We start from the raw sequence: 11,355 nt of genomic DNA, 5'->3' as shown, positions 1-11,355 counted from the left end.
TTCCACCGAAGCGACCTGATGCGGCATGGCATTGCGCATCAGGTCGTTTGTCTTTTCTCGCCCGTATCCGCAACATTTTTCAGACAAGACAGCGGTCACAATGCGTCAATAAACTCACGCCAATTTTTACCGCCAGGCAAATGTAAAGTACGGCAATTTAAAATTACAAAAAATGCAATTTAATTTTGCGAGAAAAATTATCTTTTTATCTACTTTTAGACGATTTTAGTTATTAATTCGACAAATAAATTGCCCCGTGGATTTGTTCGTTACCGCACCGCAATAAAGCTCATCAATTCCCTGACAGAAACTCTCGTAATCCTTTACTGGAGCGGGTTTCAGGCGATAAGAAAATTCAAAAAAAAGCTGATTTCAGGCTGATTTTTATTGCTCAGCCAGCGAACGCAATGTTATATTTCCGACATCAACACATTATTTGTTAAATCCTGTCAGATTTTGTCAGGAGGCAATGATTTTTTGGCAACAAAAAGATTGACTGCGACGAAGCTGTCCCAGGGCAATCCAGCATCAAAGTGAGTTGATTTGCTTTTGAATGGAGAGCGCCACGCGCAATCCTCGTCATAAATAAGATGTGAACCTAAAGGATTGATCCCATGAAAAAACTTCTCGCCGCTTCCGCCATTGCGCTGGCATTGTCCATGGCTGGCACCGCAGCCCATGCAGCTGTTACCACACTGACCCTGGTCAACGATCAGGTCGGCTTCAGCGCCTCCCATACGGGCGCTTTCAGCGATACCTACAACTTCACGATCAGCAACCTGTCGGATCTGTCGTCTTCGGTGACGGCTTCCATCGTTACCCGTTCGAACACTGCTCCGACCACGCTGACCAGCTTCTTGCTGACCAGCATTGCAACTGGCGCCACCTACGCCAGCTCTTCCAGCACCAGCATCACCACCACCAACGGCGTGAAGAAGTACGAGACGACTTACGGCATTTTGGCCACTTCGCTGGCGGCCGGCCTCTACAAGCTGACCGTCACCGGCAACGGCTCCTATGGCGGCAACCTGACCCTGATCTCCTCGGTTCCCGAAGCATCCACCACCAGCATGATGCTGGGCGGCCTGGCCTTCGTGGGCATGATGGCGTGGCGTCGTCGTCGCGGCGACCAGAAGCTGTCCATGCCCATGGGCATGACTGCCGCCTGATCAGCAACAAGGCAATAAGCAGAGAAAACGCCCGAGCAATCGGGCGTTTTTTCATTTGAGGGCGAGCTTCATGCAAGTCTGCAGGCAAATATCCTGCTCCGTCCCGGCCGCGGGCTCAAAAAAATGGCCCGCGTTATGCGCGGGCCTGGCGGAACGAACGACAAAAACGAGAGCGCTTAGACTTCGTCGATCTTCACTGCCGTCGAAACTACGCGAGCCGGCGCCCCGACCACCGTGGCACCCGCAGGAACATCGTGCAATACCACCGACATAGCCCCGATCTTGCATCCATCGCCAAGACGGATGCCGCCCAGCACCTGGGCATAGGCGCCGAACTCCACATCATCGCCGATCACCGGAGATGGACCACCGGCATGACGATTGCCGATGGTCACGCCCTGTCGCAAGGTGCAGCCTGCGCCAATGACAGCCTGTTCATTGACGAAGATGTTGCCGAAGTGCCAGATACGCAGGCCGGGACCGATCCTGGCGCCGCGTGGAAGGCTGATGCCGAAAGCGGTTTCGGTCAGCCGGAACAGCGGCCAATACAGCGCGTTCTGCAGTTTGCGGGCAAGACCGGGCGGTTTTGCCTCGATACGCCGCCCCCAGCGATAGACCCAGATGGCCCAGATCGATTGTTCTTTCAGAAACGGACGGCGCAAGTGATAGCGCTCCAGATCGGCCAGCCAGTCAGGGTCCCGCGACATCTTTTTTCCTCTCAAAATCACTGATTATTCAATCTTCTCTCGGCATCAATCAGCATCAAACGCTATCTTGACGTCTTGTCATTATTTGCGAATAAAAGTTCACTCAATGACAACAAAAAGTATGCACCTATTCAGCGCGGCATTTCAGGCAAAAATGCGACTGTGCAGCGCAACAATATGATAAATTTGTCGAACAAGCCAGTAACTGCAAGCAAATGCCGGGAAATTTCCACTCAGCAAATTTTTGCGGAACTTTTTCTTTCATATTTGAATCTTTGCACCTGGCCAGATAAGAACATCACAGTTCCTCGCGCCTTGCCTACCAGGCGGACGTCGGGAACACGTGACCCCGACGTCGCAACGTCCACCATGACAAGAGCAAATGCCGCCAGCTGAAACTGTCGTATCGATGTCACCGACCTGCCCGCCTCTGCGGTTACCGAAATCACGAGCAGTGGCCGCGATCGGCACACCTGAGCGGCAAGCGAAGCGTCGTTGCTAACCAGGATGACCTCCCTGCGCGGCAGGCACCCAGCCATGGCGCACCGAACTCCCTCATATGAAAGCACTTCCATGACCACCGTATCGCACCGCCCCGACATGACGAACACGCTGGCGCCTCGGCCGGCGGCGCTGGGCTGAGGTCCCGCATGCGCTGTATCGCTGTCATCCCGGCACGCTTTGGCTCCAGCCGCCTGCCCGGCAAACCGCTGGCCGACATCCTGGGCAAACCCATGATCCAGCATGTCTACGAACGCGTGAAGACTCTGGAAGAACTGGCCGATGTGGTGGTGGCCACCGACGATGAACGCATCGTGGCGGCGGTCACCGCCTTCGGCGGCAAGGCCGTCCTGACCTCGCCCGACCACCCTTCCGGTACCGATCGTCTGCGCGAGGTCCTGCAACACCATCCGGCCGATCTCTATCTCAACGTACAAGGTGACGAACCGCTGGTCAATCCGGCGCACCTCCGCAGCCTGCTGCAAGCCATGCTGGGCGCACCGCAGGTGCAGGTCGGCACCCTTTGTCATCCGATCAGTGCCAGCGAGGCGGAGAACCCCAATACCGTCAAGGTCGTACGCAATCGTGCGGGCGACGCGCTGTATTTCAGCCGCGCACGCATTCCCTTTGAACGCGAGTCCACCGGCAAGACGCGCTACTTCAAGCACATCGGGGTCTACGCCTATCGCGCCGAGCTGCTGGCGGCTTTCCCAGAATTGCCCGCCAGCGAGCTGGAGCGCGCGGAAATGCTGGAGCAACTGCGCATCATGGATGCCGGCTGGCAGATCCGCGTCATCGAAGTCGATCACGCCGCCACCGGCGTGGATACGCCGGCCTGCCTGGAGCGCGTACGTGCCCTGATGGCTGGTCTGCCCGATCCGGCGCTCAAAGCCGGCAGCCTGGCGGATCTGAAGCTGGTGATCACCGATATCGACGGAGTTCTCACCGACGGCGGCATCTGGTACGACGACAGCGGCGAATGCCTCAAGCGCTTCCACGTGCGTGATGGCATGGGCATCAAGATGCTGCAGGAAGCCGGTGTCAACGTGGCCGTCATCTCCGGCCGCGATTCGGCCACGCTGCGCCGTCGGCTGGCCGACCTGGGCATCACCGTATTCCACCTCGGCGCCAAGGACAAGGCCGCCGCCTGCCAGGACATCATGGCGCAATACGGCGTCGGTCGCGAAGCCACGGCCATGATCGGCGATGACAGCATCGACCTGCCCGGCTTCGCTGCCTGCGACTGGCCGGTGGCCGTCGGCGACGCAGCTGACTACGTCAAGCGCCATGCCCGCATCGTGCTGGCCAAGCCCGGCGGCCACGGTGCTTTCCGGGAATTTTCCGACAGTGTATTGAACGCCCAGAACCGTTCTGCCATCTATGACAGCGTTGCTGGTTATGCCCAGGCCATGAGCCGCATGACGCAGTGACCCGCCCCAACAGAAACAAGTGAGCACACCATGAGAAAAACCGGTATCCGGGTATTCCAGGAACAGGCGCAAGCCTTGAACATGATCGCCGAGCGCCTGGCCGACGAATTCGAACAGGCCGTCAAGCTGATGTACAACACCCGCGGTCGCGTGATCGTCTCGGGCATGGGCAAGTCGGGCATCATCGGCAGCAAGATCGCCGCCACCCTCGCCTCCACCGGCACATCGTCCTTCTTCGTGCACCCGGGTGAGGCCTATCACGGCGACCTGGGCATGTTCACCGAGGCCGATACCGCGATCCTCATCTCCTACAGCGGCGAGACCGAAGAAGTGATCCGCCTGATTCCCTCCCTGCGTCACTTCGGCCTGCGCATCATCGCCATCGTCGGCAAGCGCAATTCGACCCTGGGCAAGAATGCAGATGTGGTCCTGGATGTGTCGGTGCTGCGCGAAGCCTGTCCCAACAACCTGGCCCCGACCACGTCCACCACCGCCACCCTGGTGATGGGCGATGCCCTGGCCGTGGCGCTGATCGAGAAGCGTGATTTCAAGCCCAACGACTTCGCCCGCTTCCACCCGGGCGGCAGCCTGGGCAAGCGCCTGCTCACCCGCGTCAAGGATGTGATGCACACCCAGGTGCCCTGGGTCATGCAAGACACCCCCCTCATCGATGTGATCGGTCAGATGACCGAAGGTGGCCTGGGCATGGCCCTGGTCAGCGATGACGGCAAGCGCCAGACCCTGAGTGGCGTGATCACCGACGGTGACTTGCGCCGCGCCCTGGCCGCCCGCAAGGACATCTATCACATTACCGCCGCCGACCTGATGAACCGCTCGCCCAAGACCGTCCCGGAAAGCGAAATGTTTGTCGACGCCGAAGCCAAGATGCTGGAACTGAACATCACCGCCCTGGTGGCACTGAACCAGGAACAGCACGTGGTGGGTGTACTCAAGCTGCTAGACGCCAAGCGTCTGTGATTTCGGCGCAAACCGAAGTATTCTCCCCCTCCAGGCGCGACCCGATCGACGCCGTAATTTGAACAATCACCTCCTGCATGAGGAAACGGAACATGATCAAGATCTTTGATATCGAGGTTGGAAACGAACTGCCCTTCGTCCTTTTTGGCGGCATCAACGTGCTGGAATCCGAACAATTCGCCGTCGATGTCTGCGGTGAATACGTGCGCGTCACCAAGGAACTGGGCATCCCCTATGTGTTCAAGGCCTCCTTCGACAAGGCCAATCGTTCCTCCATCAAGAGCTACCGCGGCCCTGGACTGGACGCCGGCCTGAAGATCTTCGAAGCCGTCAAGAAGGCGCACGGCGTGGCAGTGCTGACCGATGTGCACGAGCCCTACCAGGCCGCCGAAGTGGCCAGCGTCTGCGATGTGCTGCAGCTGCCCGCCTTCCTGGCACGCCAGACCGATCTGGTGATCGCGCTGGCCAAGACCGGCAAGGTGATCAACATCAAGAAGCCGCAATTCGTCAGCCCGCCGCAGATGAAGAACATCGTCGAGAAGTTCGAAGAAGGCGGCAACACCAACGTCATGCTGTGTGACCGCGGCGCCCAGTTCGGCTACGACAATCTGGTGGTGGACATGCTGGGCTTTGGCGTGATGAAGCAGGTCAGCGGCAACAAGCCGGTGATCTTCGACGTGACCCACGCCCTGCAACAGCGCGAATCCGGCGCAGCTGCCTCGGGCGGTCGTCGCGGCCAGGTCACCGAACTGGCCCGCGCCGGCATGGCACTGGGTCTGGCGGGTCTGTTCCTGGAGGCGCATCCCGATCCGTCCAAGGCACTGTGCGACGGCCCCAGCGCGCTGAAGCTGTCGCAGCTGAAGCCCTTCCTGGAGCAGGTCAAGGCAGTGGACGATCTGATCAAGGCCCTGCCTGAGCTGGATACGCATTGAGCATGGCCGCTCCCATTGAGGCTAGCAAGTCTTCTGGTACGGCGCGGTCGACGTCAATCGCAGGCCTGCGGACTTGGTGCCAGGCATCCCGGGGAGCGGCATGAGCGCTGCCTCCAATGTCCGCTGGATCGCGATAACGCAGTTCGTCAAGATTGGCTCCCAGCTGGTCAACATGTTCGTGTTGACGCGGCTGATACCCCCTTCCGAGTACGGCCTCATGGCCATGGCCGGCATCGCGACCAATCTGGCGTTCATCCTGCGCGATATGGGTACCGCCGCCGCCATCATCCAGAAGGCCGAACTGCACGATAACGACAGCTCGTCCGTGTTCTGGTTGAACATGATCGGCGGAATGGTGCTGATGCTGTTGCTGTGGCTGGCGGCGCCTTTCATGTCGTCTACCTTCGGTGAGCCGCGCTTGACCCATGTGCTGTGGGTACTGGCCATTACCTTCCCGGTAGCGGCCAGTTCGATGGTGCATCAGGCCTTGCTGGAGCGGGTGTCGCGCTTCCGGCTCATTGCCGGGATCGAATCGGCGGCCTCGCTGCTGTCGCTGGCCATCGCGCTGGTCCTGGCCTTCCAAGGCGCCGGCGTATGGAGCCTGACGGCGCAGGCGGTGATCACGGCAGTCTGCACGACCCTGCTGCTATGGCGCTATTCACCGTGGCGACCGAAGATGATCTTCGACCGCGCATCGATTCGCAGCGTCTTTTCCTTCAGCGGGGCAATGGCTGGCAACCAGATGGCGGCCTACGTTTTTCGCAATGCCGACAGCTTCGTAGTCGGCAAGATGCTGGGCGCCTCCGTCCTGGGCAATTACTCGCTGGCCTACAAGCTCATGCTGTTCCCGGTACAGAACATCTCCTGGGTGGCGGTGCGCTCGCTGTTCCCGGTCATGAGCCGGCGCCAGGACGATCGCGCCTATCTGTCCAGCCTGGCGCTGCGCTCCCTGAGCCTGATTTCCTTCGTAGCCGCGCCGATGATGTTCGGGGTAGCCAGCCTGTCGCACCTGTTCGTAGCGGTCTTCCTCGGCCCCAAATGGGCACTGGTGGGCGACATCCTGCTGTTCCTGGGCCTGGTCGGTTATCTGCAGGTCATCACCAGCGTGGCCGCACCGGTCTTCATGGCCTTGGGCAAGACCGGCTGGATGCTGCGCCTGTCGCTGATCGGCACGCCGCTGTATGTACTGGCGTTCGTGCTTGGTGCGCGCCAGGGTGGCGTTCAAGGGCTGGCGCTGGCTTACCTTGCGGTGTCGGTGGTGATGGCTTTCCCGACCTTCTATTTCGCCTGCCGGCTCATTGCCGTGGGTCTCAAGGATTTTCTGGTTGCGCTGCTGCCGTCGTTGCTTTCCGGCGTGGGCATGATGCTCTTTGTCATGTTCTGCCGCGACCGCATCCCGGCCACGGGAACGCTGCTCTTTACGTGGCTGGCTGGAGCCGGCGCACTCTTCTGGCTGATCACGGTAGCCCTGTTCCAGCGGGCCGCGGCCAAGGAGTTCTTCCGCCTGGCCTTCAAACGAATCAAGAAATGATCCATCTTCCGAACGGGTATCCTCGATGAAAATTGCCATCTTTGTCCTGGCCGACATGTTCGTGCCGCTGATGCTCAGCACCGGCCACTGCCTGGAACAGCGCCATGGCCACCAGGTACGCTACCTGAATTTCCTGCCGCATGACCACAAGCTGCTATCCAAGAACACCGAGCAGCTCTTCCCGCGCAATCTGGAAACGCTGGATGGCAGCGCCCAGGAGCAGAACATTCTGTTCCCGCAGGACGACGTGAAGGACATGGTCAACTTCATGCAACTCAAGCACGGTGGCAGCCTGAGCGAGTGGCATGGACGGGTCAATGCGGTGGCACGTTACGTCCAGCGCTTCATCGATGCAGAGGCGCCTGATCTGTTCGTGGTCTGGAATGGCCAGGATCACATCGGCCAGGTCATCAGCGTCCTGTGCCGACGCAAAGATATTCCAGTGGTCTACCTGGAGAACGGTTACTTCGCCAACACACTGCAAGCCGACCTGGCCGGCGTGAATGCCTCCGCCACCCTGGCGGCGCTGGACTACGATGCCGTTCTTGCACAAGCCCAGTCCCAGCCACCTTCCAGCACCGATGTCCAGACGGCCCCGGCGCTCGAGCTCCGCCCTCTGACCCGCACGCAACTGGCGGCCATCGCGCTGGCCCATCGCGCCAATCTCGGCTACTACACCCAGTATCCGGAACAACGCGGTTCCAGCCGCATCAAGACCTGGCAGATCAAGCGTGAACGCGCTGCCATCCCGAACGACCAGGTCACGCTGCCCGAACACTTTGCTTTCGTCCCCCTGCAGGTCCACGACGATACCCAGGTGCTGCTCAACTCCAGGCTGGTACATTCGGTGGAGGAGTTCTTCGAGACCGTTCATGCCGCCATTCGCCGGACCTGCGGACCGGACTACCCCATCATCGTCAAGGAGCACCCGGAAGACCTGGGGCGCTACGACTACAGTGAACTGCGCCAGAAATACCCGGACGTGATCTGGCTGCGCAAGTTCGACATCGAATTGCTGCTGGATCGCGCCACCATGGTGTTCGTGATCAACTCGTCGGTGGGCTTGCAGGCCGTACGCCGCAAGAAGCCGACCGTGGTGCTGGGGGAGTCCTTCTATTCCAAGCCGGAAATCGCTTTCGTGGTCAAGGACCTGGCCCAGCTTGATGCCAACGTGCAGCGCGCCGCCACCGGCGTGGATGAGATGATGTCGATGCGTATCGATCGCTTCCTGGAGGCACTGGATCGCACCCTTTTCGTAAAAGGCACATGGAAGTATCCGGCCTGCATCCAGGCCGGACCAGCGCTGGCTGAGCGGCTTGTGGCCCTGCATGCGGGCAGCGCAAGCGCAGAGACCCTATCCGGCAGGTCCGTTGCCAACAGTTGAATCGGCCCACCACAGACAACACGGGTGACGAAAACGAAAAAAGGAGAGCACGAATGCTCTCCTTTTTTCATTGCGCGACCGCTATCTCAGGCGCGCTTGTAGACGTCATCGAAGCGCACGATATCATCCTCGCCCAGGTAACTGCCCGATTGCACCTCGATCAGGTGCAGCGGCAGCTTGCCCGGGTTTTCCAGACGATGGGTGACGCCGATGGGCAGGTAGATCGATTCGTTTTCGCTCAGCAGGGTCACTTCCTCTCCGCGCGTAACCAGAGCTGATCCACTGACCACCACCCAGTGCTCGGCGCGATGGTAATGCATCTGCAGCGACAGCTTCTCGCCCGGCTTGACGATGATGCGCTTGACCTGGAAGCGTTCGCCCGAATCGACGCTTTCGTAGCTGCCCCAGGGGCGGAAGACGCGCTTGTGATGGACGTGTTCGGTGCGCTCGGTGTTCTTGAGCTTCTCCACGAACGCCTTCACCTCTTGGACCTTCTCACGATTGGCCACCAGCACAACGTCATCGGTCTCCACCACCACCAGATCTTCCACGCCCAGCACCGCGACCATGCGGCTCTCAGCGCGTACCAACGTGTTCTTGACCTGATTCAGGTGCACGTCGCCGCGCACCACGTTGCCTTCGGCGTCCGCCGGCAGCACTTCGTGCAATGCGCTCCAGGAACCTACATCGCTCCAGCCAATACTGGCCGGCACCACCACCGCACGCGAGGTATTTTCCATGACGGCATAGTCGATGGACTCGGAGGGTGAGGCAGCAAATGCAGCATCGTCCAGGCGGCAGAAATCGAGATCGGAATAGGCCTTGGAGACGGCCTCCTTGACGGCGGCGCCAATCAGGGGACGATGCGCCTCCAGCTCGGCCAGATAGTCACGCGCCTTGAAGAGGAACATGCCACTGTTCCAGTAGTAGCCGCCCTGCTTCAGGAACCCCGTGGCCGTCGCCAGGTCTGGCTTCTCCACGAAGCGCTCAACCAGATAGTTACCGGTGTCCGTACCGTGAACATCCCCGCGCAGGATATAGCCATATCCGGTTTCGGGCTGTGTCGGCTCGATGCCGAAGGTCGCCAGCGCACCTTGCTGAACCGAGACCAGGGCGCGGCGCACTGCCTCGTGGAAGGCGAGTACATCGGTGATGACGTGGTCGGCGGGCAGGACCAGCATGACCGCTTCCGGATCCAGGCGCTGCAGGTGCAACGCCGCTGCAGCCACTGCCGGCGCAGTATTACGAGCCTGCGGCTCAAGCATGATGCCCAGAGGGCGAACACCGATCTCCCGCATCTGCTCGGCAATCATGAAGCGATGCTCATTGCCGCACACCACCAGCGGGGCTTGCATCTCAGGCCATGACCCCACGCGGGCCACGGTTTCCTGAAGCATGGTCTGCTCGCTTACCAGCGGCAGGAATTGCTTGGGATAGGCCGCGCGCGACAATGGCCAGAGGCGGGTGCCGGAACCGCCGGACAAGATGACGGGATAGATTTTGACATTAGACATTATGTACTCCTGATTTCCTGAATTGCACTGCGCGGTTTGAGACGACGATCCCGTGCATCGTTCCACTGCTCGTCCGGATCATCGGACGTATGTTTCATCGCACCGTCATGAGTGACGCTGTAGGCGCCATAGACGACGCTGTTTTCGAAGACAGTGCCCGTGGCGACGCGAGTATACTCGAACAGGACACTCCGAATCACTTTTGCGCCACTGCAGATGTGGCTGCCATGCCCTATCCAGGCGGGCCCCACAATGGTAGCGCCGGCTTCGACATGGGTACCCGCGCCGATGTAGACGGGGCCTTCGATGGTCGTGCCTTCCCAGTCGATACGGGTGTTAAGACCGACCCATACGCCTTCCTGAATCTGGGTGCCGGGCACGTACATCTGCGCGACTTCTCCCTTCAGAACGCTCTGCAGTACCGACCAGAAATCCGTCACGTTGCCGATATCGATCCAGTTGAAGAAACGCTTCTGGGCGTAGAACGGTAATTTCTTCTCCACCAGCAGCGGGAACAGGTCGGCGCCGATGTCGAAGAACTTGTCCTTGGGGATCAGGTCCAGTGCCGCCGGTTCCATGATGTAGATACCGGTACTGGCGAGATTGGACAGCGCCTCTTCCTGGGTGGGCTTTTCCTGGAAGGACTTGACCTTGCCGTCCGGCTCGGCCACCACGATGCCATAGCTGGACACCTGCTCCATCGGCACTTCCTTGGTAATCACGCTCACCAGCGCACCCTTGCGGCGATGCTCGAACAATGCCGAATGCAGGTCGAGATCGATCAGGGCATCACCACAGATGACCAGGGTGGTCTCGTCGAAGAAACCGCCGAACTCCTGGATCTTCTTCATGCCACCGGCCGAGCCAATCGGATTGGGGAAGACCTGGCCGTCGTCGTCCACATAACCTTCGAAGGAATAGCCGATGCGCGCACCGAAGCGCTGCCCTTCACCGAAATAATTTTCGATGCGGTCGTGCAGGTAGCTGACGTTGACCATGATGTCCTGGATGCCGAACTTCACCAAGTGTTCGATCAGGTATTCCATCACCGGCTTGCCCAGGATGGGGATCATCGGCTTGGGCAGCGCATAGGTCAGGGGGCGAACCCGGGTTCCCTTGCCGGCTGCCAGAATCATTGCTTTCATGAATGCCTCTTCTATTGACGATAGGTGTTCGGTGCTACTCAGGTAGACGACTCCAACAGGTGCC

Annotated in this window: 9 protein-coding genes; 6 read left to right on the top strand and 3 right to left on the bottom strand. The window is 59.7% G+C overall.

Annotated elements, in window-relative coordinates; genetic code table 11:
• The first annotated feature begins 614 nt into the window (after nucleotides 1-614).
• Nucleotides 615-1,169 (top strand): FxDxF family PEP-CTERM protein, encoded by a 555-nt coding sequence (locus HBH1_RS19250; protein ID WP_102664009.1) that lies wholly within the window; start codon nucleotides 615-617, stop codon nucleotides 1,167-1,169.
• A gap of 176 nt (nucleotides 1,170-1,345) precedes the next feature.
• Here the strand turns inward: HBH1_RS19250 and HBH1_RS19245 are convergent, their stop codons facing one another.
• Entirely contained in the window at nucleotides 1,346-1,876 is a 531-nt protein-coding gene (locus HBH1_RS19245; RefSeq protein WP_102664008.1) for a serine O-acetyltransferase, read from the bottom strand.
• A gap of 650 nt (nucleotides 1,877-2,526) precedes the next feature.
• Here HBH1_RS19245 and kdsB point away from each other — a divergent pair.
• The 5 genes from kdsB to HBH1_RS19220 all read left to right on the top strand — a co-directional run bounded on the left by kdsB (nucleotide 2,527) and on the right by HBH1_RS19220 (nucleotide 8,632).
• On the top strand, nucleotides 2,527-3,807 hold the full coding sequence (gene kdsB, locus HBH1_RS19240) for a 3-deoxy-manno-octulosonate cytidylyltransferase (RefSeq protein WP_102664007.1): 1,281 nt from the start codon (nucleotides 2,527-2,529) through the stop codon (nucleotides 3,805-3,807).
• Nucleotides 3,808-3,837: 30 nt separating this feature from the next.
• Nucleotides 3,838-4,785 (top strand): KpsF/GutQ family sugar-phosphate isomerase, encoded by a 948-nt coding sequence (locus HBH1_RS19235; protein WP_199181627.1) that lies wholly within the window; start codon nucleotides 3,838-3,840, stop codon nucleotides 4,783-4,785.
• A 92-nt stretch (nucleotides 4,786-4,877) separates the two neighbouring features.
• Nucleotides 4,878-5,717, top strand: a complete 840-nt coding sequence (gene kdsA, locus HBH1_RS19230; RefSeq protein WP_102664005.1) for a 3-deoxy-8-phosphooctulonate synthase — start codon at nucleotides 4,878-4,880, stop codon at nucleotides 5,715-5,717.
• Between the two features lie 100 nt (nucleotides 5,718-5,817).
• Nucleotides 5,818-7,248, top strand: a complete 1,431-nt coding sequence (locus tag HBH1_RS19225) for a lipopolysaccharide biosynthesis protein (protein ID WP_102664004.1) — start codon at nucleotides 5,818-5,820, stop codon at nucleotides 7,246-7,248.
• A gap of 25 nt (nucleotides 7,249-7,273) precedes the next feature.
• On the top strand, nucleotides 7,274-8,632 hold the full coding sequence (locus HBH1_RS19220; protein WP_102664003.1) for a capsular polysaccharide export protein, LipB/KpsS family: 1,359 nt from the start codon (nucleotides 7,274-7,276) through the stop codon (nucleotides 8,630-8,632).
• Between the two features lie 86 nt (nucleotides 8,633-8,718).
• Here the strand turns inward: HBH1_RS19220 and HBH1_RS19215 are convergent, their stop codons facing one another.
• Nucleotides 8,719-10,146, bottom strand: coding sequence for a mannose-1-phosphate guanylyltransferase/mannose-6-phosphate isomerase (locus HBH1_RS19215; RefSeq protein ID WP_102664002.1), 1,428 nt, complete (start codon nucleotides 10,144-10,146; stop codon nucleotides 8,719-8,721).
• Entirely contained in the window at nucleotides 10,146-11,282 is a 1,137-nt protein-coding gene (locus HBH1_RS19210) for a sugar phosphate nucleotidyltransferase (RefSeq protein WP_102664001.1), read from the bottom strand. Before HBH1_RS19210 ends, HBH1_RS19215 begins: the two co-directional genes overlap by 1 nt.
• Between the last annotated feature and the right edge of the window lie 73 nt (nucleotides 11,283-11,355).

It is taken from the genome of Herbaspirillum sp. BH-1, assembly GCF_002870055.1.
GTDB classification, from domain to species: Bacteria; Pseudomonadota; Gammaproteobacteria; order Burkholderiales; family Burkholderiaceae_D; genus Herbaspirillum; species Herbaspirillum frisingense.
Note: the sequence above shows the minus strand (reverse complement) of the source record. Positions and strands in the feature narration are given on the sequence as shown.

Coding starts and splice junctions, on each gene's coding strand:
- HBH1_RS19250 (WP_102664009.1), top strand. CDS start 615: ATGAAAAAACTTCTCGCCGCTTCCGCCATTGCGCTGGCATTGTCCATG.
- HBH1_RS19245 (WP_102664008.1), bottom strand. CDS start 1,876: ATGTCGCGGGACCCTGACTGGCTGGCCGATCTGGAGCGCTATCACTTG.
- kdsB (WP_102664007.1), top strand. CDS start 2,527: ATGCGCTGTATCGCTGTCATCCCGGCACGCTTTGGCTCCAGCCGCCTG.
- HBH1_RS19235 (WP_199181627.1), top strand. CDS start 3,838: ATGAGAAAAACCGGTATCCGGGTATTCCAGGAACAGGCGCAAGCCTTG.
- kdsA (WP_102664005.1), top strand. CDS start 4,878: ATGATCAAGATCTTTGATATCGAGGTTGGAAACGAACTGCCCTTCGTC.
- HBH1_RS19225 (WP_102664004.1), top strand. CDS start 5,818: ATGAGCGCTGCCTCCAATGTCCGCTGGATCGCGATAACGCAGTTCGTC.
- HBH1_RS19220 (WP_102664003.1), top strand. CDS start 7,274: ATGAAAATTGCCATCTTTGTCCTGGCCGACATGTTCGTGCCGCTGATG.
- HBH1_RS19215 (WP_102664002.1), bottom strand. CDS start 10,146: ATGTCTAATGTCAAAATCTATCCCGTCATCTTGTCCGGCGGTTCCGGC.
- HBH1_RS19210 (WP_102664001.1), bottom strand. CDS start 11,282: ATGATTCTGGCAGCCGGCAAGGGAACCCGGGTTCGCCCCCTGACCTAT.